The 21,107-nt window shown below is 43.7% G+C and carries 21 protein-coding genes and 1 tRNA gene; 6 read left to right on the top strand and 16 right to left on the bottom strand.

Annotated features, from left to right (window positions below):
* Positions 1-44: 44 nt before the first annotated feature.
* From VMX18_00945 to VMX18_00990, 10 genes are all read right to left on the bottom strand, one after another.
* Positions 45-1,256 (bottom strand): DNA polymerase IV, encoded by a 1,212-nt coding sequence (locus tag VMX18_00945; protein HUT21956.1) that lies wholly within the window; start codon positions 1,254-1,256, stop codon positions 45-47.
* Positions 1,257-1,357: 101 nt separating this feature from the next.
* On the bottom strand, positions 1,358-1,606 hold the full coding sequence (locus VMX18_00950) for a hypothetical protein (GenBank protein HUT21957.1): 249 nt from the start codon (positions 1,604-1,606) through the stop codon (positions 1,358-1,360).
* Between the two features lie 190 nt (positions 1,607-1,796).
* The gene (lexA, locus tag VMX18_00955) at positions 1,797-2,402 is read right to left on the bottom strand and encodes a transcriptional repressor LexA (GenBank protein ID HUT21958.1); all 606 of its coding nucleotides are present in this window, start codon (positions 2,400-2,402) and stop codon (positions 1,797-1,799) included.
* Between the two features lie 300 nt (positions 2,403-2,702).
* The gene (locus VMX18_00960; GenBank protein ID HUT21959.1) at positions 2,703-3,560 is read right to left on the bottom strand and encodes a hypothetical protein; all 858 of its coding nucleotides are present in this window, start codon (positions 3,558-3,560) and stop codon (positions 2,703-2,705) included.
* A gap of 128 nt (positions 3,561-3,688) precedes the next feature.
* Positions 3,689-4,195: a hypothetical protein gene (locus VMX18_00965; GenBank protein ID HUT21960.1), complete on the bottom strand. Its 507-nt coding sequence runs from the start codon at positions 4,193-4,195 to the stop codon at positions 3,689-3,691.
* Positions 4,196-4,229: 34 nt separating this feature from the next.
* Positions 4,230-5,786, bottom strand: coding sequence for a DUF5684 domain-containing protein (locus tag VMX18_00970; protein HUT21961.1), 1,557 nt, complete (start codon positions 5,784-5,786; stop codon positions 4,230-4,232).
* A 99-nt stretch (positions 5,787-5,885) separates the two neighbouring features.
* Complete coding sequence (locus tag VMX18_00975; GenBank protein HUT21962.1) at positions 5,886-8,129, bottom strand: hypothetical protein; 2,244 nt, start codon at positions 8,127-8,129, stop codon at positions 5,886-5,888.
* A 208-nt stretch (positions 8,130-8,337) separates the two neighbouring features.
* Positions 8,338-8,412: transfer RNA gene (locus VMX18_00980), tRNA-Glu, on the bottom strand.
* Positions 8,413-8,631: 219 nt separating this feature from the next.
* Positions 8,632-9,912 (bottom strand): Mur ligase family protein, encoded by a 1,281-nt coding sequence (locus tag VMX18_00985; protein ID HUT21963.1) that lies wholly within the window; start codon positions 9,910-9,912, stop codon positions 8,632-8,634.
* Positions 9,913-10,042: 130 nt separating this feature from the next.
* On the bottom strand, positions 10,043-11,815 hold the full coding sequence (locus VMX18_00990; protein HUT21964.1) for a penicillin-binding protein 2: 1,773 nt from the start codon (positions 11,813-11,815) through the stop codon (positions 10,043-10,045).
* Positions 11,816-11,919: 104 nt separating this feature from the next.
* On the opposite strand from VMX18_00990, the gene VMX18_00995 reads away from it, so the two are divergent.
* The gene (locus VMX18_00995) at positions 11,920-12,084 is read left to right on the top strand and encodes a hypothetical protein (protein ID HUT21965.1); all 165 of its coding nucleotides are present in this window, start codon (positions 11,920-11,922) and stop codon (positions 12,082-12,084) included.
* A 1-nt stretch (position 12,085) separates the two neighbouring features.
* Positions 12,086-13,735 (top strand): hypothetical protein, encoded by a 1,650-nt coding sequence (locus VMX18_01000; GenBank protein HUT21966.1) that lies wholly within the window; start codon positions 12,086-12,088, stop codon positions 13,733-13,735.
* 119 nt (positions 13,736-13,854) lie between these two features.
* Here VMX18_01000 and VMX18_01005 read toward each other — a convergent pair whose 3' ends face one another.
* From VMX18_01005 to tgt, 4 genes are all read right to left on the bottom strand, one after another.
* Positions 13,855-14,616: a slipin family protein gene (locus VMX18_01005; protein ID HUT21967.1), complete on the bottom strand. Its 762-nt coding sequence runs from the start codon at positions 14,614-14,616 to the stop codon at positions 13,855-13,857.
* A 15-nt stretch (positions 14,617-14,631) separates the two neighbouring features.
* Entirely contained in the window at positions 14,632-15,528 is an 897-nt protein-coding gene (locus VMX18_01010; GenBank protein HUT21968.1) for a hypothetical protein, read from the bottom strand.
* A 147-nt stretch (positions 15,529-15,675) separates the two neighbouring features.
* On the bottom strand, positions 15,676-15,996 hold the full coding sequence (locus tag VMX18_01015; protein HUT21969.1) for a hypothetical protein: 321 nt from the start codon (positions 15,994-15,996) through the stop codon (positions 15,676-15,678).
* A 250-nt stretch (positions 15,997-16,246) separates the two neighbouring features.
* The gene (gene tgt / locus VMX18_01020) at positions 16,247-17,374 is read right to left on the bottom strand and encodes a tRNA guanosine(34) transglycosylase Tgt (protein HUT21970.1); all 1,128 of its coding nucleotides are present in this window, start codon (positions 17,372-17,374) and stop codon (positions 16,247-16,249) included.
* A 91-nt stretch (positions 17,375-17,465) separates the two neighbouring features.
* Here tgt and VMX18_01025 point away from each other — a divergent pair, with 91 nt between their 5' ends.
* The 4 genes from VMX18_01025 to VMX18_01040 all read left to right on the top strand — a co-directional run bounded on the left by VMX18_01025 (position 17,466) and on the right by VMX18_01040 (position 19,726).
* Positions 17,466-17,867, top strand: a complete 402-nt coding sequence (locus VMX18_01025; protein HUT21971.1) for a hypothetical protein — start codon at positions 17,466-17,468, stop codon at positions 17,865-17,867.
* Entirely contained in the window at positions 17,864-18,163 is a 300-nt protein-coding gene (locus VMX18_01030; GenBank protein HUT21972.1) for a hypothetical protein, read from the top strand. The genes VMX18_01025 and VMX18_01030 overlap by 4 nt, the downstream gene beginning before the upstream one ends.
* A gap of 28 nt (positions 18,164-18,191) precedes the next feature.
* Positions 18,192-18,596 (top strand): hypothetical protein, encoded by a 405-nt coding sequence (locus tag VMX18_01035; protein HUT21973.1) that lies wholly within the window; start codon positions 18,192-18,194, stop codon positions 18,594-18,596.
* Positions 18,597-18,961: 365 nt separating this feature from the next.
* Positions 18,962-19,726, top strand: a complete 765-nt coding sequence (locus tag VMX18_01040; GenBank protein HUT21974.1) for a hypothetical protein — start codon at positions 18,962-18,964, stop codon at positions 19,724-19,726.
* Positions 19,727-19,846: 120 nt separating this feature from the next.
* On the opposite strand, the gene VMX18_01045 is transcribed toward VMX18_01040, so the two are convergent.
* A complete protein-coding gene (locus tag VMX18_01045) occupies positions 19,847-20,470 on the bottom strand; it encodes an N-glycosylase/DNA lyase (protein HUT21975.1) in 624 nt (207 codons plus the stop codon).
* Positions 20,467-21,054 (bottom strand): M48 family metallopeptidase, encoded by a 588-nt coding sequence (locus VMX18_01050; GenBank protein HUT21976.1) that lies wholly within the window; start codon positions 21,052-21,054, stop codon positions 20,467-20,469. Before VMX18_01050 ends, VMX18_01045 begins: the two co-directional genes overlap by 4 nt.
* Positions 21,055-21,107: the final 53 nt, after the last annotated feature.

The raw sequence follows: 21,107 nt of genomic DNA on the forward strand, positions 1-21,107 counted from the left end.
TTATAGCAAATATTAATTTTTGCCAAAACCCTTTTTACAATCGATCAAATTTCATATTTGAATCCGCCGGCGCGTTTTTTCAGTCTCGGCGAGCCGAGCATTGAGCCCAAATGAATGGAATGCTCTCCGAAATCATCATTTATTTTATCGAGCGATTCGGCCAATAAGAATCTTTTTCTTTCCTTGGGAAAAAGCGGCGGCTGACCGCGGCCTTCAATCAAATTGGAAACGCGAAAACCCACCAATCTGACGGCACGATCCAAATTCAAATCAAAAATTTTTCCGCGCGACCATTCAAAAAAAGATAAGTCGTCCGCCAAATACCCGGGCCACGTTTGACTCTCACCCCAATGAGTGAAATTATCGAATCTAAAAAAAAACATCGACGTTTTGCCTACTAAATTATTCTTTCTCAACCGACGGCAAACTTTTTCGATGAGCTGAGCCAAAATTTTCAAAATGTAATCTTTGTCAAAAGTATTTTGCGGCAAAGTATAAGAAGCGCTGGCCGATTTCACGCTCTCTTCGCGATAATATGAAATCACCGGCTCATCCAATTCGCCGGAGGCCAAAAGTTTCAAGCGCGGCCCCCAATGCGGGCCGAATTCAAAACGCATTATTTTTTCATCGGCTTCTTCTATTTTTTTCAAAGTGTCCAAACCCAAATTCTCCAGCCGAGCCGCCAGGCGCGGCCCTATACCGCAAATATCTTCGGGCTTGGCTTGATTTAAAACTTGCCGCTTGTTTTCGCGTTCGATAATGAACAAGCCGTCCGGCTTTTTTAAATCCGAAGCCAGCTTGGCCAAAAGCTTGTTGTATGAAATTCCTATGGAACATTTGATCCACTCACCAACTTCATTTTTTAATTCGGTTTTTATTTTTTTAGCGATTTCCACGGCTTGAACAAAATCGACGGCCAAACCTGTCAAATCGAGAAAAGCCTCGTCAATGCTGAACAGCTCGACTTCGCCCGCGTATTTTTTAAAAATTTCAAAAAAACGCTCGGTAATCTGAGCGTATTTTACGGGATCCGGCTGGACAAAAATCAGGCGCGAGCACAGCTTTCTGGCTTCAAAGACGCTCATTGCCGTTTTTATCCCCATTTTTTTCGCTTCCGCGGACGCGGCCACGATCACGGTTCTCGAATCTTCCTTGCCGGAAACGACCATGGCCTTGCCTCTCAAAAAAGGATTGGCTTGCTGTTCCACGGACGCGAAATACGAATTCATGTCTATATGAAGCAATATTCTATCCATAAACTCACGCGGGAATATAAGTTTTAGTCTCCGCGTCAAAAGCGTAATTTTTGCGTGGTCGAATAGACAGCCCGGAAAAAATTTTTAAGATTTTAGTTAATTTATCCTTCATAATAAAGTTCCAATAATTGCCACGCGCCCTTGCCCGTGTCAAAACAAAGTTTAAAATAATTAGCCGCGTCGTTGACGGAAAAAAAATATAATTTGTTCTTGCCGCGCGAGGCCGAGTGCACCAAATTTATTTTTCTGATTTTATACCGCTTATCGCGCCATTTGAAAAAAAGCGGAATGATTTTATTTTTGGTGAACGCGGCAATGACCTCTATGGGTTGATTTATGGTTTCATGCATAAAAATTAAACATTAATGGTCAAATCGCGCCAAAATTCAGTAACCTTGCGATACATTGATTTTATTTTTCTTTTTGACATAAAATTTTAATCCTCTCGACAAAAGAGCCGAGGGAAAGGATTGATCGCGACGCAATTAATCCTTCCCGCTCTTTTGCCCATGCTTATTTAATAATTATTTTTATTTTTGATTAAGCGTATTTTCTGATGATCGCCCTGACCACGCCGCGAATGGCCACGTCTTTGCAGAAAATGGGCTTCATTGAGCTATTGGCCGGCTGAAGCCTGATTCTCTGCGCTTCGCGATAAAACTTTTTCAAAGTCACATAGGCATTGTTGAGCAAAGCGACAACCACGTCGCCGTTTCTGGGATAATTATTTCTTTCGACAATGACATAATCTCCGTTAAAAATGCCTTCTTCAATCATCGACTCCCCTTTAACTTTCAAAATGTAGGAATTTTCATCCCTGACCAAGTCCGCGGGCACGGCCATGGTCTCATTTTCTTCAATAGCTTCAATTGGCTGGCCGGCCGCGATCATGCCGACAAGCGGCAATTCAATGCTTCTGCCCATCCTGATTACCTTACTGGTCAATTCGATGGATCTGGCCTTCTGCGCGTCCACGTCCAAATAACCTTTGGTTTTCAGCGTCTGAATATGTTGGTGGATGGTGGCCGGCGAAGAAATCTTGAAATGTTCGCCGATTTCTCGATAACTCGGCGCGAAATCGTATTCTTTAACATAGTCAATGACAAAGCGCAAAATCTCCGTTTGTTTTTTGGTTAGTTCGCCCATATCTTTAAATTTATGAATGGTTACAAATATCTAAAAAATTATAAATACTTTTGGACATCGTTACTAATGGTTACGAATCTACCCATATGCCAAACAAGATCCAATAATTTCATAAGAGCTTCGTTCGTAAATTCGTAACCATTGGTAGCCCTTTCTATAAAATATTCGTAACACGAACAGAAACCGAACACTCTTATTTACAATATACCGAACAAAAAGCGAACGGTCAATTCCCTCCTGTGGATAACTCCAATAAAACAAAAAAAGTCCCGTTTTTCGGGACTCATCGCCGCGATCATTTTATAAAGATTTTATCGAAAAGTTATTCCACAAATCCTTATTTGAAATTTCCTCGCCTTGAGGGCTTTTCGAACCCGCTTTTACATTCACTTTTTTTACCGCGTCAAACACATACCAATCGTATCGATCACCGTCTTCGAGCGGCGTGTCGCAAACATAATAAATTTTATCGCCTTCATATTTATCAAAGACGCAAACCGTTTTATGATCCTTCGCCAAATCATAACCATCTATTTTTACGGGAAAATAATCAATTTTGAAAAATATTTTATCGGAAATACCGATAATCGCTTTCGTTGAAACCGCTGTCAAATCCGCCGTCGCGGCATTTTTGGCGGACAGCTTATCATAGGAGGACGTTGAATCCAACAGCATCAAAAATTTTTCATTGGCCCGGCAAGCTTGCTTCAATTCATATCCTTGTTGCTGATAATAAGCGAACGCTCGATTATTGTATTTCAAATAAAAAGGTATTTTGTCGCTGAAAGAAGGATATCCATCATTAAACTCGATAGAGCAGTCTTCAACCACTTTGGCGGCTTCAGGCAAATCTCTCTCAATGAGTTCCTGATTGATCCTGTCCTTTTCTTCCAAATCCGCCACGTGTTTGTTCAGTTCGTCTATCTTCGCTTGCAATTCATTTTGAGTCGCGGCTCCGACAGTCTCTTTCGCCCGTTGGACGGTTTGCGATTGGGAAAAATAAAAAATTACCGCGGTTGTAATTAAAATTAAGACAACGCCGACGATAATCGAAGCGGCCTTGGTCGGCTTCAAAGTCTCCGGCAATTTTCGAGAAGTCTTTTCCTTATTACCGAATTCTTTCATTTCTTGATTGTGTTTTCCCATTTCATCGCTCATATTCATTTAAGCTGATTTGTTATCTCATTTTAAATAATTTTAAGCGTTTTGGCAAGATCTCCGGTTTACGGAAATAAAAAAAAACGGGGGCTTGCCGCCCCCGTTCGCCATCTGATTCCAATAACATTTTAATAATAATTGATTCCGCTGAATAATTTATCAACAATTATTCTCAAAACGCTTTGAAAAAAATCGGGATTAAGAATGTAAACGGCGGTCAGCGAGCCGACGCAAATGATAACCGACAGCCATTTGGTGTAAACTCCCGCTGTGCGGAAAAAAAGTACCAAAGAAAGAATGGCTGTGAGTAGCGGACCGACGATTTTAATGTCTCCCAAAGGCAATTGATAGCCGGCGACATACTGACTTTCAGTTCCCAAAAAGGCGGCCAGATCGAAAGTGACTTTGAATATCACCAAAATGGCTTCCAGGATCAATATGATCAGCAAGGCAATGGAAGCGTACTTGGTGCTCGCGCCCGGTTCGGTGCGATAAACCTCGTAAATCACTGCAGGCAACAGACCGATGACAATCCATAACGCGTTATGAGTGTAAAACGAGACCACCGCCATCATGACCGTAATAATGCTCAAAATCACGCAATAAAGAACCGCGTAGCGTGTTGGTTTGGCCATATTTTATATTATGAATGAATTTCGAAGAAACAATTTATTCTTTCTTCGTCGGCGCGGCCACGACCGTTTGATCCGACGAAAAAGCCAAATAGCCCGGAATGACGATGCCGACGATCGGCACGATGATCAAAATACCCACCCAGTTCGGTTTGCCTCTTCTTTCGGCGATGGCCATAAAAACAACCACGGCTATCACGATATTAACGATCGGAATCAAGAAGAAAATGAACCACCATAAAGGTTTCTGCGCCACCTGAATCATCAAGACAATATTGGCAATGGGAATCCAGGCCATCCAGCCGTTGGGCGTGTTGGTTTTCTTAGCTATCACTTGCAGACAAACGGCCATGTAAATGTAACCGACCAGCCCGAACAACAAATACATCAGGATCATCCAACCCCAGACAAAAGAGCCGGCAAAAAACATCGGCGGAAAGCCGGTTAATCCCGCCAATTCGTCTTCATCATTTTCACCCCCGCAGGAACTCTTGCTGACGCATCTGATTTGATCGTCGCAATCTTCCGACGAACAATTTCTGACTTGATACATTTCGTCTTTGTCACAGTCTTTTTTCCCGCAACCCGAATCTTCCCAAGTCGAACATTCGCAAACTTCCTCTTCTTGTTCACCGCTCTCGCATTTTCCATCGCAAGTGGCGGACGAGTAGCACGTTTTGGCGCTCGCTTTTTGGCAAGCCGCCAATGAAACATAAGCTCCGACAGCTTCGCAGGAGTATTCAGCGCAAGAATAAAATTCAGTGACGGCCTCCGAAGATTTGATTTCCAGTTGATAATTCACTATTTCATCCTGATAAGTGTAAAAATTATTAAAAACCGAAACAAACACATCCGTGTCGTCCGATGGCGTCAGATACAAAGAAACGACAGCTCCTTTATTAACGGAGCTGTCCTCTTCAATCAATTGCCTGCCGGAATTATACAGCCCTAAAGTCAATTCCGTTTCATTGGAAGGAACCAAATTAAAATTGTAAGTCACGCCTTTGGACAGACTTACCTTGTAATAGTCTTGAACGTCGTCTCCGAATTCGTCGGCAATGCCCGCGTTACCGGCCAAAAAACCATCATAGCTTCCAATGGCGACATCCATTGCGTCGCCGAAAGAATCGCCGGCATCAGTTTGACTATCGACGTCGTAGTAATTCATTAAGGAAAATTTGAATGTGAAAGATTCTACCTCCGCGTAGTCATTTTCCAGTTTGATGTAAAACTTGGAGGATTTATCGGAACCGACCAGCCAGTTGATTTCCGGCTTTTCGTCATAGACAGACTTCAATTCTTCCTCATCTTCATCATAAAGATACAATGTGCTCCCGCCTTCTTCAAAAGTTCCGGCGGAAACGCTAAGCATTTGACCTGGCTTTACCTGGACGTAATAATAAAGACTCTCGCCGTCCGCTAAAAACCCGCCCTGATAGGTCCCGGGACGGAGGGCTGCCGCGGAATCAAAATCGTCGCCTCCCGCCGGCAAAGAAATTTGAGCGGCCACCGGACTTAAGCCTATAAACGCGGCGGCGCAAAAGATAACAAAGCCGACGCTCATTGTTTGGAAAAATGAAAATTTTTTCAACACATTTTTGTTGAACTTTTTAGTAAATCCCGTTTGATTTTTGAAGGGGACAAACTAATATAGTTCTTTAAATTAATTATTTTTTATTTTAAACTCGTTTGATTAAAAGAACACCTCCACTTTTCCAACCATATAATTTATGATGGAAAAAGTCATATGCAAAGTCAGTCCCACTCTGGTCAGCCATAAACTGCCACCTTCAGATTCTTCAACTTTGTAACCCAACGCTTGATATTTTTCCTGCACCATTATCACATCGGCGCGCGTCACCAGGCGAGAAAAAACATATGTCAGCCACATGCTTTTCATATTGTCTTTCAATTTTACCTGATCATCAAACACCTCATTAAGTATCGGTAACAATTCATCATGAACCGTTTGATTTTTATCTCCTTCCACCGCGACCTCTTTGGTATTATCATAGTTGATCAGCGCCCAGGTTTTGGCGACGGGAGTTGTTCCAGGATCTTTCGACGTCGTATCCGTCAAGAAATCACAAGTCGGTTCCACCTTATTTAATTGATATTTACAAATCTCGCGCGACGCGTTGCTTATCGAGGGCACGTTTTCTTTTACTTTCGTATTGACGTTCAACGTCATATCCGACACCATGCCCACTTCCATGTCTTGCATAACCAAGTATTCGCTCTGATCTTCAAGCGTCGCCTCGCGATAATCGGTTACATCGGCATATCCGCTCGCTCCGCCGTTAACGTCCACTTTTATCAAAGCCGCTTCTTTATAAGGTTCCTGGCTAAGCATCACCAAATGCGTTTTATCCGTTAACATGCTTGCCGATACAACCACGCCCTTATCAGTGGTCGACGCGATATCGTATCCCGATAAATTTCTTTCCGCGTCAAACCGTTTAATCCAGATAGGATTGGCATTGCCGTCAATTTTAATCAATTCGATATTCGACGCCAATGCGTCCGCGAAGGCCTGGGAGGCGGCTTTTGACGCGTCCCAAAGCTCTTTGAGCTCCGGAACGCTGTCCGGATCAAGGCAATCGGAATTCAATTCCTCACATTTATCCCACAGCACTTTTTGCTTTTTACCGGCGTCGCTATATTTCGCTTCCACGCCCTCGCTGTCTCGAATCACGTCTTGCATAATGACAAAATATCCATCAACCGTTTTAGCCATTTGAAAATCAATAGCGGTGGCTCCGGAGACCAAACCGACCGTTAAATTTTTTGCCCATTTGTAATTACCCGACGCGTCAACCTTGGCCACTATGAATGAACGAGGAGTAAAACTGGTAATGGAATCAATCCCGTTGCTCAACCCTTGAGTCGATAGTAAATTTTCAAAACCGACCGCCAAAAATCCGCCGTCCGAAGTCGGCTGAACCGCCTTAAAATCTCCGCCCATCATGCGGATGGAGGTTTTCCCAAGAGTAATGTCGGCGCTGGAATAACTGATCGGCGCGACTATTTCCGAGGGAATCATTTCTAAACTTTTGGCCCACTCAATATCCAGATTATCATTTAATTTAACAATGGTCGGCAAATCTCCCAGCACCACCTCCGGTCCCAAAATATTATCGGGCTGTTCATTGGTTGGCACGGAAATATTGGCCAGAGCGACGAATCCGCCGTCAGTCAGACGCTCCATGTCTACAGCTTCCCAATCCATTTTTTTGGCATACAACGCTTTCCCGTCTTTATCGATTTTAATCAAAACGCTGTATTTTGGCACGGCCGATATGTCGGCCACGTCATTGCCATAACCGGTTTGCGCGAATCTCGCCAAAAGCATCACGCCGCCGTCCGGCAACGCCCATATTTTCTGCGGACGATCCACGCTGTAATCGCCAAGCATCGTTGACCACGATTGAACGCCTTTGGAATTAACTTTGGTAACCAAAATATCCCCATAAACTTCCAAAACCTTTTCGTATTTGGCGTCGACAAAATCCAAAATGTCGCTGGCGTAAACAATGCCTCCGTCAGACGTCTCCGCGGACACGTGCGGCTCATGCCTGGTGGATGAATCCCGAGGAGGCAAACTTTGACTACTGAATTGTTTGCTCCATGAAGGATTGCCCTTTGCGTCGACTTTAACCAAAAAAGGATTTCCCACAGACATGCCCGAGCTCCACATCGTGTCTCCGGAAATCAAATACCCGCCGTCTTTAACTTGTAAAACATTATAACCGTCGGTGAGATCGCGCAAATGATAAGTTTTAATGAAGGTGGAGGAACTCACCGGCTCGACAGAACAAGAACCGGCAATTTGCGCCCGATGTTTTGGCGTCGCCGCCACAATAAGGGCAATTCCTAAAATGGCCAACGCTGATATAAGAATGGGTTTATACAAAAAAGCTTTTTTATTTTTTTTCATATAAATTTATTATACCACAAAAAAAATATTGGGTAAATCAAAAAAAGTCCCAATTGGGACTCCATATTTTTTGTTTTTTGTTTTTTATATTTTATATTTTATTTTTGAATGGCTGTGCCATCCGTAGCGCATGCATTGAAACCTAAAGCGTCAATACTGGTCGTTCTTCGTTGAAACTTCGAACGACATCCTTCGCTATCGCGAAGGATGGTACCGCCACGGGGAATCGAACCCCGGTTCCCAGCGTGAGAAGCTGATGTCCTAACCACTAGACGATGGCGGCGCGTTTTCAAGGTATTTTAACAGAAAACCGGATATAGTCAACAGTGCGGTAAATAGTAATGGGTAATCGGAAACTGGGAATTAGAAATTAGGGTTGGAGAAGAAAATTGCTTCATTGCTTCATTGTTTCATTGTTACATTGTTATGTGATATGTGTTCCATGATTCATGCTCCCCGCCTTCGCCCTATCGGGGCTTCGGCGGGCGTGTTACATGACACATCAAGACACAAGCCACTCTTTATTTTGCCTGATAAGAAGCTGTGGCGCTCTTTCCGGATGCGCCATAATCGCTTTAACGACTTTTTCCATGCGCGTCGCTTGCGAACCTTTGATTAAAATAACGTCGTCGCTTTCAATCTCATTCGCGATATATTTCGCCGCGTCGGCGGAATTGCCGAACAATTTGATATTTTCCAAACTCACGCCTCCGCGCATGGCTCCTTTCAAAATTTGTTTGTTGTGTTTACCCACCGCGTATATTTTTTTATAACCCAATTTCGCTGCTTTAATTCCCAAATTTTGATGAGCTTCATCGGCCAATTCGCCGAGCTCGAGCATATCGCCCAAGGCGGCCAAGAGCCTGCCCTCTCGCGGCACTTTGCCCACAGCTTCCAACGCGGCCATGGCCGCGTCCGGAGAAGAATTGTAACTGTCATCGATAATGGTGCTGGCGTTAATTCCTTCAATGATATTCATCCGGCCTCTGGGCGATGAAAACTTCTTCAAGGCTTGGCCGATATCAACCATATTCATGCCCATAACCGCGCCAGCGGCCGCCCCGGCCAAAGCCGCGTACAACTGATGTTTGCCGATCACTCCTGGCAAAAACATGGGAATGGCCGAACCTTGATAAGATAATTTGAAGCTGAGCCCTCTGGCTTTATTGTTTTCCGAAGAAACGGCCGCGCCGATTACGGACATATCGCAATCCTCCGAATATCCGTAACTTAATATTTTGGCTTTGGTGATTTTGCTCATTTCCCTCACCTTGTCATCATCAAAATTCAAAATGGCCGCGCTGGTCGGCGGCAAATACCTGACCAAATCTCCTTTTTCCTTGGTAATTTTATCAATCGTCCCGAAAGACTCAATATGCACAGGACTGACTTTCGTCACCACCGCGATATCCGGTGGCGCGATATTGATCAAATATTTTATATCCCCCGGTTTATCCGCTCCCATTTCCAAAATCAAAACATCCGGATATTTCTTATCCTTTGAACCGAGCCACAGCTTCCCGGCTTTGGCAAAGACATTGAACCAACCCCAGATCGATTTGCCGCCGCTCTCAGCGCCGATAATCGTCAGCGGCACGCCGAATTCATTATTATAATTTTTGATATTTCTTCTGACTCTGAATTTTTTCTTTAAAACGATAAAAGCCGCTTCCTTGCTGGAAGTTTTGCCGATACTGCCGGTGATACCCACGACTTTGGGCTTATAACGCTTTAATATCCTTTTCGCAAAAAAGGCCAATAATTTTCTTAAAATATTCATCATAATTTTTATAAAATCCTAAATTCTAATACCTAAATCCTAAACAATATTCAATGTCCCAAATTCCAATGTTTGAAAATTGGAACATTGTAATTTCGAATTTATTTGTTATTTGGTATTTATTTTTTGGAATTTATTCCGTAGGCGGCACACCGTAATATTCTAGTATAAACTTGGATATTTTGCCAAATGTCGGCGCGGCCGTGGAAACGGCATAGGCGCGCTGGGGTCGATCTATTTTCACGATCATCACGAACCTGGGATTTTCCAGCGGCGCGAATCCCGCGAAAGAATGGATAGTCTCCTCGCCATATCCTCCGCTGACTTTGTCCGCCACCTGCGCGGTGCCGGTTTTTCCTCCGACAATATAACCGGGCACACCGGCGACCTCAGCGTGTCCGTTTTTAACGACGGAAACAAGCATGCCTTTAAGCAAAGCGGAAGTGCGATCGGAAATCACTTTGCGCACCACCTTCGGCTCGGTCACTTTATTCGAGCCATCGCTGTATTTTATTTCATCGATAATATAAGGTTTGACCAATGAACCGCCATTGACCAAAGCCGCGTAAGCGGCGATCAGCTGAATCGGAGTGGTCATGATGCCCTGACCGAAGGAAGCGGTCGCCATATATATTTCTCCGGACTTTTTCAAAGAGCTGATGTCACCCGAAGATTCCGGTCCCAATTCCATACCCGTCGGACTGCCGAAACCGAAATTCTCCATGTAATTCCTGAATACTCCGAGGCCGATTTGGCGAGCCGCGAAAATGGCGCCCGTATTCAAAGACTCTTCCAGCACATTGGTCATGTTTTTTATGCCATGCGCCAAACCGTCCGAATTCTTAATGGTAAAATCATCTATTCTTTCTTCACCGGGGTCATCGTAGGTCGTGTACGGATCAATTCGTCCCGCATCAATGGCCGCGGCCATGGTGATTGGTTTGAAAATGGAACCGGGTTCGTAACCTATCGAAACCGCCCCATTATTAAAGATGTCAATATCCTCGACTTTATTGTAGTTATTAGGATCGAAATCCGGAGCCCCGCACATGGCGATGATTCTGCCGGTATATGGATCCATAACGATAAGACTACCGCTTTTGGCCGAATATTCCTCAACCGCCCTGTCCAAAACATCGCACGCGAAAAATTCTATTGATTTATCAATGGTCAAAACAATATCGGCGCCATCCTCGGCTTGCTCGAATTTTTTTCCGGCCACTGAAATCCATCGCCCCAAACTGTCCAATTCCGATTGCAAAAAACCCGATTTGCCCGCCAATACATCATTGTACCCGCCTTCCAAACCGTAATTTCCGGTCATGTCCGAGTGGCTGACAAAACCCAAAACATGACTGCCGATATTTTTTTCCGGATAATATCTGGTTTTTTCCGCGGCAAAATAAATACCCGGCAAATTCATTTCCTTCAGTTTGGCGACGGTCTCATCTTCCGCGCGATGCCAAACCGGCTCGTAAGGATCATTGTCTTTTCCCAATTTGCTCAACAAATCCGCTTCCAGCGCTTCATCATCAATGTGAAAAACTTCCTTTAACCCGCCCAAGACGGCCTGGGGATCTTCGATCTCATAAGGTTTGGCGAAAACCAAGGTCAAATCCTTGTTGGTGGCCAAAGGATAATATTCCATTTTGTCAAAAACTCCTGTCGTGTCTTCCCTGATCAAAATATCTCCACGCGTCGGATACAATTGTTTGAATATTTCATGCTGATCCGAAGCCAAAGCGTAATAATATTGATGATCCAGCACCTGGATTTTAAATAAACGAATGGAAATAAGCAACGCGAAAACAATAAAAAAATATTTTAAAATTAAAATTCGGCGGTCGTTTTTCTGACCGTCATTTCTGTTTTTTTTATTGTTGCCCGCATTAAAAATTTTTCTCACAAACTAAAAACTTATAGATATAAAATACCACAAATTTTGCATTTTTCAAAGTTGCGGACATTATGGCATTTTGATATAATAAAACCATTGAATAAATACTACATATGGCTAAAAATAAAACAAACAAAGCATGGCAAGAATTTCAGAAGAGAATAAGTGAGCTTAGGAAAAAGCAGCTGGAAACGTTAAATAAATTCAGCCAGCGATTAGCTGATCGACAAATTAGAAAGATTCAACAGGAAATTAAAAGAGAAATTAAACTTAAATAATATGACACTGAAAGAACATCCAAGCGAAACAACGGAAAAAGAGAGTTTGGCGACTCCGGAAGCGGTCGAAAAAAATCCTGAGGGACTTATGGAAAGAGCGGGAACGGCGGTTGAAGAGTTCCAATCTGGCGGCTTGCCTTTGGCTGAAAAAATGGCTGAGGGCGAGGCGGTGGATGAGGATATTAAGGATGAACTGGACGGATGGGTTAAGGAGGCGGAAGGAGCAAAAGACAGCTTAGGCGTGGAAATATTGCCAGAGGGAGAGAAGGAAAATAATCTTGTTGATGACCTAATCAAGCAAAATCCCACGGAGATTGTCAATAATTTAGAAAAACACACTCTTTCCGAAGAGCAGAAAAAAAGCCTCGTTGATAGTCTAATAGAACATGATCCCAGCGAGCTTTTGTTAAAATATAATCCCATGTCGAACCTTTATGATTTTTTTGAAAGCGTCACTCTTTCCCCAGAACAGCAAAATAATCTTGTTGACAAGCTAACCAAACAAAGTCCCAGGGCACTTTTGTTCTCTTTGGGAAATTTCACCCTTTCCGAGGAACAGAAAAACAACCTTGTTGATAGCTTAATCGAAGCTAATCCCACGGAGCTTCTCTCCAATTTAAACAAACTCACCCTTTCCGATGAACAGAAAAACAACCTCGCTGAAAAACTAACAGAAGAAAATCCCGGCATACTTTTGAGCTATTTAGAAAACTTCACTCTTTCCGAGGAGCAAAAGAACAACCTTATTGATAGATTAATCGTAGATAGGCCCACGGAGCTTCTCTCTGATTTAGACAAACTCACCCTTTCCGAAGAACAGAAAAACAACCTTGTCGAAAAACTAATCATAAAAAATCCCGGCAGTCTTGCCGAAAAAATAGGAAACTTCACCCTTTCCGAAGAACAGAGAAACAACCTTGTTGACAACTTAATAAAACATGATCCCGGCGGGATTAGGTCCTATTTATTAAAATCAAACCCTACACAGGAGGAGCGAAATGATATTGCTAATAAACTACTCGAACATGCTCCTGGGGCGCTAACCCATAACTTAAGACAATTTACCCTTTCCGAGGAACAAAAAAACAAACTTGCTGATAAACTAATAGAACATAATCCCAAGGAGCTTCTCATCAGCTTGGGAACATCCGGTCTTTCAGGGGAGCAAACAAACAACCTCGTTAATAGCTTAATCAAACTTGCTCCCGAGGAACTTGTCGGCCGCTTAGGAACATTCACTCTTTCCGAGGAGCAAAAGAAAAACCTTGTTGATAGTTTAATTAAACATAACCCCACGACGCTTGTCTCCAATTTAGATAAACTCACCCTTTCCGAGGAGCAAAAAAACGAATTTCTGAATAGCCTAGTCAAGCGCGATCCTACCACGGCCGTCAAGCATTTAGAAGAATTATCTTTCTCCGATGAGCAGAAAAATAACCTTGTTGACAGCTTAATCAAACATGCTCCCGCGGAGCTTGTCTTCAATTTAGAAAAATTCACCCTTTCCGAGGAACAAAAACTAATACTTGGTGATAATCTGCTCGAAAAAAATCCCCAAGTGATCCTTGCTTATCCGGAGAAGATCACTCTTACTCCTGAACAGCAAAAAAGACTGGATAATAAGATAAGATTAGGAATGGTCCGGCGGTAATAAAAAAATTCGCTCAAGAAATTATTAAAACAGGAAAAAAGTTAAAATATTTCCCATAGGAGACCAACCTTGATGAAACACAAAAGAGAAGCGCCTCGCTTCCCTTTTTGTATCTGATTTTACTGTTGCTGATGATCGCTTTTCTTCGCAAACCCTTCAAGCGCGTGCAAAACCTCGACAGGAGTGACGAAAATTATGGTGTTGGATTGATCCGAAGACACATCGTTTATCGTCTGCAAAGTTCTAAGATGCAGGGCTCCCGGAACGGCGCTCAGAACTGCCGCGGCTTTGGAAATATTTTCCGCGGCCATCCTCTCGCCTTCGGCCGTGATAATTACCGCGCGCCTTTCTCTCTCGGCTTCGGCTTGCTTGGCTATCGTCCTTTCCATATTCTCCGGCAAAACAATGTCTTTTAACTCAACATTATCAACTTTTACGCCCCAAGCGTCCGTGGCCTTGTCAACGATATCCTTAATTCTTTGAGAAATCATCTCGCGAGAGCTGAGCAATTCGTCCAAAGTCACTTCGCCGACCACGTTTCTCATAGTGGTCTGCGCCAATTGCGACACTGCCCAAAAAAAGTTCTCAACTTCCAATATCGCTTTTTCAGAAGAAGACACTTTCCAATAAATAACCGCATTCACGCCCACTGACACATTGTCTTTGGTAATGGCCTTTTGTTCCGGCACGTCAACCGCCTTGATGCGCATATCGACTTTTCGCATTGATTGAAAAATCGGCCAAATGATTCTCCAACCGGGATTAATGATGCCTGTGTATCTGCCCATGGTGAATTTCACGCCTCTCTCGTATTGATTGATCTGGCGCAAGCTGGTCAAAATGATAAAGACAACAAAGATTAAAAGATAAACTAAATACATAAATTTTTACGGTTATTATTTAAAATCGTTGAATATTCCAAGACCTTCGGAAACGTACTCGAGAGCTCCTTCCGGCGCGGTGATTTGAACGTTCGAATTATAATCCTTCATGGTCATTTCAACGCTGAGATCCACGACTTCCGTGTCGGACTTGAAGGGCACGCTCATTGTCAATTTATAGAGAAAGAAATCTTTTTGGCCGATCCACATTTCCATATTCATATTGTCCAGATTATCGGCGACCTGATCCAAATCATCTCTGTCTTTATCCGTAAATTCTTGCCCCTGCTGTTTGGCCAGAGCTTCCATAAAGGCTTTGAATTCGTCTCTGTCCATTTTCGTCTTATAATGATAGGTTTTCACTCCGTTCACCTCCGCCGAGCCCAAATCTTCGGTAATCCTGAATATCCGATACTCTTGCATGAGTTTTTGAATGGTGGCCATATGATCCAGACTCAAAGAGCTGACACCGGCTTCTGTCGAAGTCTTGTCTATATTCGTGTAAAACCATTGGTTTGTCTCTATGCCCAAAGGAATCAGCGCGGGCAATTCGCGCAATCGAAAATAAGTTTTGTCATCAAGCAAACGAGCGTCCCCGGCCACATTCATGCTCAAACCCTGCACCTCGATATTTCCGGTCAAGGCCGCGTCAATTTTGGGGGCCTGCTTGTCCGTGCCGTCATAAGCTCCGGTCATGTCTATTTTAAAAGTGGTTTCCACTCCCGCTCCGCTCGGATCAGGCGTGGTTGTTTTCGCCGTTAAAACGCCGTCGAACCGATAAGTTTTGACGTCTTCGATCGAAGATTTGATCATGTTGTCCAACACGTCGTCGGGAGCCAATTTTTTTCCACAACCAGCGGACATGGTCAACACCATTATCGCGATGGCGAAAAGAATCGATAGTTTTTTCATACTTTTTTGCGTATTTATATTAGTAAAATTGTTACGAATTACAAGAATCTATTTAGCTTCTAGGTTATTTGTTACAAATTACATTCACTTATAGCTTTATGCTTAAGAAAATTGTAATTCGTAACACTTCCCCTCTCAAATCTTCATTTACATATCAAACGTGGTTTCAACCCATTCGTCTTTTTCATCATCATAACGATAAACGATGAACTCATTCACCTTTTCATCCGGAGAATATTCATAATCCACCTTGACTTCCCCGCCGATCCTGTTCGAATAATGAGTTTTTTTGCCGATTACCTTTGGTTTGGTGATAAATTCAAACCTCATCTTGCCCATGGGGCCGTTAAATTCCACGAATTCGAACTTGCCGCCGGGAGTGTCTTCCAATTCCTCATTGCCCGAAGCCAAAACCTCGAAATTCTTGCTTATTTGGAATTTAATGTCTTCCCATCTGTCAGGTATCATATGTTTATTACATTTTAGCAAAAAACGAAAAAAATTCAATATGTCCGCCCTTACGACTCATATTCGATTTTTGCCGATTTTCTTTAATTTTGATATAATTCAATCAATAAATAATCTTTATATGTTCAAAAAAATAATAGCGTTTTTTCAAAGATTGAAAAGTATGATGAAAAAATCCAATAAAACAACCTCCGCTGATCAAACCGCGTGAGATAATAAAAAACGACGCCTTCGGGCGCCGTTTTTTATTTTAAATAATTGATTCTCTTATTTTCTTCATCAATCCCAAATAAAATTCCAAATTGTTCAACGTGGCCAATCGCGAAGCCATGGGTTCTTCGACGTCGAACAAATGCCGCAAGTACGCTTTCGAATAATTTCTCAAAACTTCAAACTTGCTGTCCGGATTGATCGGAGAAAAGTCTTCTTTGAACGGCTCGCTTTTTATATTCAAAGCGTAGTAAAAATTATTATCCGCGGTTTTTGAAGAATTCAACAATTCCGCGAAATCAATATTCTCTTTGAATAAATACAATCGTCCATGCCGCGCTTCGCGAGTCGGGATCACGCAATCGAACATGTCAATTCCGCGCTTGACCGCTTCAACGATATTTTCCGGCTTGCCCACGCCCATCAAATATCTGGGCTTGTCTTCGGGCAATTTCGGACAAACGAAATCCAGCGTTTCATACATTTCCTTGGCGCTTTCGCCCACGGCCAAGCCGCCGATGGCATAACCGTCGAAATCAAGAGAAGTTATTTGCTCGATGCTTTTTAAACGAAATTCTTTATCCGTGCCTCCTTGGATAATACCAAAAAGCGAAGATTTCTGCACGGCTTTAGCCGGCTGAGCTTTTTGGTAAAAAACTTTACATCTTTTCGCCCATTCATAAGTCAATTCCAACGCTTCTTCAAGTTTCTTTTTCGTGGCCGGCAATTCGGTGCAAACGTCCAGAACCATCATAATATCCGAGCCGAGCGTCATTTGCATTTCAATGGATTTTTCAGGAGTCATCATTATTTTCGAACCGTCGATATGAGAAGAAAATTCCACTCCTTTTTCGGACAACTTTCTTATTTTCGCCAATGAAAAAACTTGAAAGCCGCCGCTGTCCGTTAAAATAGGTTTGTCCCATTTCATCATTTTATGCAATCCGCCGAAATTTTGCATTATTTCTTGGCCGGGCTTCAGCAATAAATGATAAGTGTTCGACAAAATAATTTGGGCCTGCAATTCGGTCAAATCCTCATATGTCAGATGCTTGAGAGCTCCTTTGGTGGCGATGGGCATAAAAAAAGGACCGGAAATTTTGCCATGTTCGGTTTCCAGCTCAGTCAGCCTGATTTTGCCTTTTTGATTAATCTTTTTAAAAATCATAGTTAGATTATTATAACACACTTTAAGAGCATTGACAAACCCTGAAATTTAGGATAAATTATATGGCCAACCTTGGAAAGGAGGCTGTACAATGAAAAGAGCAGTCGTCATTTGCGGCCTCACCTGGAAGGCCGGGAAACTGATTCAAATCCTCGCGGCATACGCCAAACTAAACGTGGCCGCGCCGGACACTCTGCGTATCAGGGAGGAAAGCGGATTTGTCGGCAAGCTGGAATGCAACCTTCATCAAGCGAATGCCAATCCGCTTTACAGCTTTGTGCTCGAGGATTTCTTTATGCCGCTAAGCTACTATCCCTTCGCGGACGGCACGTATCTGGAGGAAGACGTGCAGGCGGTCAGGCATGAGCGCAATTTGACTTTTGTCTTTCTCTGCCTGAAAACGCCACAAGGAACGACTCTTCGGGACTCGCTTTGGGACAGACAATCAATGGACAAAGCGATAAACGATCAAAAACAAGGAGGAACTCCATGAGCCTGATTCTGCATCCGCTGGCGGAAACTCTCATCAAGGACGGAAAAAGAGAGTTGAGCGGAGAGTACATCGACGTCAAGCTTGGCGGTGAAAAAGGCCGGCGACCCATGCCTCTCCAGAAATACACATTGCCTGATGGCCGGATTCTGGTCGAGAAGATGCAGGGTCAAGACAAAGACGGCCGCGTCTTCCTGACGCTCGAGGAGAACGGCGCGCCAGTGCTGGGACTGTCATGGACAGCTCAGGCGATGAAAGATGAGGCTACGGTTGACAATTGGGACGGCAGGAGCTGGTAGCTCCGGTTCCACTCCAAGGAGGAAAGCAATGAAACAGCTCATCGTTCTGATGCTCGCGTGCGCCCTGGTGTCCGGCTGTTCGGCTCACCAAAATGGTGTAACCGTTCAGTACACTCCTTCCGAGAAAGAAATCTCAGGAGGAGTCCAGAGGCTGTTGTCCGAAGCGAAATTCGAGGACGGCAGCTACCTTTTGACCAACGACTATGAGCTGCCCGGAAGCAGACTCTGGACGTTGCAGCGGGTCAGATTCGCCTCGAGCGTCTTCTCCCGCTATCGCGCTTATCAAGGCCTCAAAGTGCCTTGGCGCGCATTTCTCGTCAACGTGAACAACGGCCAACTGGCTGATCTGATCGCCTTGGAGGAGATCGATATCAAGGACGCAAAGCCGCCTCCGAGGACGGAGTTCGACCCAAATTCCATCTTCGACATGTAAGCCTGGTTCATTAGCCGGGCTTTTAAAATACGTTACGAATTACATTCCTCTATTAAACTTTTAGGTTATCTGTTACGTATTACAATATTCTCAAGATTAAAGCTATAAGTAAATATAATTTGCAACAACAGATTGGAAGCCAAATGGAATCTTGTAATTCGTAACAACCGCTTGAAAGCTATCCAGCAGATTGTAATTCGTAACAATATTATTTCAAAACCGTCCCCGTCTCCATATACAGGTGGAAAAATTCAACTAAATTTAGCTAAAAAATAAAGCAATCCTTGACTTTTTATTGATTTTGTGATATAATGTTATTAGTTTTCTAAACAACGACAGGCCTGAATGGCCTAAGGAGGCACGAGATGAAGCAGTGGATGTGCGCCATGTTGGCGCTGGTTCTGGTCGGCTGTTGGCAGGCGCCGCAGCCGGAAAAAACGATGTACAACCCAAACCCCATGAGCCGGCTCGAAGCGGAATGCCCGCAAGGCACGTTCCTACTGGAGCTGAATTCCAGCACGTTCATGGCTCAATTCTGCTCGGACAGTTACTTTGTCCAGCAGGGTCCCTTCAAGGAGTGGGAGCATGGACGACTCTCACGAGAAGGGCAGGCGCTCGACGACAAAGCTGTCGGACAGCACACCTTCATGAACTACGACCGTGATGGCAACGTCGCCGAGATCCGCAAGAGCGACTACAACTCCAAGGGAGAGCAGGACGGCTTCGAGACCCGCTACTACGCGGACGGCCAGGTGGAGGTCATTTGGCCGTTCACCCGAGGGATGGAAAACGGCATCACGGAGTGGTATTACCCCAGTGGAAGTTTGGGCGGATACTGCAACTACCTCGTCGGGCTCCAAGATGGCGAGTGTGCCAGCTTTTTCCCCGACGGTCGTCTCTGGGAAGCTCTGGAGTACGACCACGGCAGATTGGTAGGAGCGTACCTGCCCGACTCGCCAGCCACGTTCGTAGATGCTGGCGGGAATGGGTACGTCGAGTACCTCAACAATGAGGGGCTCGTGACCACCAGCGGCCGGTACGAAAACGGCCGTAAGGAGGGCTGCTGGCAGAACAGGCACAGGGAATCCGTCCTCTATATGGACGGGAAAATCCTCGGCTTTAACTGCTAGTTTGTTTCTCCTTTTCAACCAGACCGCCAAGGGCACCTCCTTTGGCGGTCGATTTTTTTTAAATTTTGCAAAATGATTGACGCGCTAAAACAATGGAGCAATGAGACAATGGAACAATCGTCACTTCAGCACCGTCCCCGTCTCCAAATACCATAAATACAAATCCAGCTCTGCCAGATTCAAGCCGGCTCGCTCCCCCACTTTTCTCAAAACCTTTTCCATTTGAAGATAATTTTTTTCGTTTAATGTTTTCGGCCGCTTGATCAACTTTTCTTTTTCCAAAATATCAATGATGTGAAAATCGATAATGGCTGAATCTTTATAGCCGATATTTCGCAAAAAATGACTGGCCTCTTTCCAGCCTAAGCCTTTGATGTTTTCCACCAGCCAATCCCGCAATTCCGATTCACTTAATTTTTTCATCAACTTTTCCAATTCATTTTTGCGCTTTTGCGCCAAAGCAATGTAATTCGCCCGTTTGGTATGAAATCTAGCGCCGCATCGTTGTAAAACTTTTTGCAATTTGTTCTCGGACAAATTCAAAAATCCGTCGCCTACTTTGGCCTGAACTTCAAGGCATCTTTGCGCGGTGGAATTGGCGGTCAGCAGGCAAAAGCACAGCTCTTTGAAAATTTCATCGCTTGATCCTTTGCCCGCTTTTTTAAATTCCAAAATCCTTCGGTCAATCACTTTTTTAACCGGGGATTTTTTTAATTCGGCTATTTGTTTCAATGTTTTTATCACATTGTCCGTTCACTGTTTAATCGCTTAAAAGTTATTCTTTTCAATGTCTCTCTGCATTTTTTGTAATCCGGCGAAGCCACGGCCACCAAATTCCAAAAATTTCGCGAATGATTCATTTCTTTCAAATGACACAACTCATGCGCGACAATGTATTCGGCCAATTCGTCCGGCAGAAATAAAATTCGGTAATTAAAACACAAATTGCCGTCGGACGAACAGCTCCCCCACCTTGACTTCGCGTTTTTAACGCTGACTTGTTTGTATTTGAAATTGTAAACGTCATTGACCGCCAAAAGTTTTTTATCAATTATTTTCTTCGCTCTGAATTTGCAGGCGTCAAAATTTGTCTGGCCGAATTCGCTCATTTCCGCTGGGATCGCGTTTCTTTCAATCAAACTGATTTTTTCCGCCACAAAAGACGAATTTTTTTCTACGAAATCAAAAATGGCTTTTTCGCTCAAACGAGTCGGAGCCACCACCGTAACCTCGGCCTCTTGCGATATTATAATTTTCAACCGTCTGGACAAACGGTTTCGTTTCAATTTGAAAAATATTTTTCGGTCGGCGATATTTAAATAAGGCATAATCAATCATATTTTAACATCCTGACGCGTCCGCATCAAATTTAAAAGCCGCC

Source organism: Candidatus Bipolaricaulota bacterium, assembly GCA_035528115.1.
GTDB lineage: Bacteria > Patescibacteriota > Patescibacteriia > UBA11705 > DATKZF01 > DATKZF01.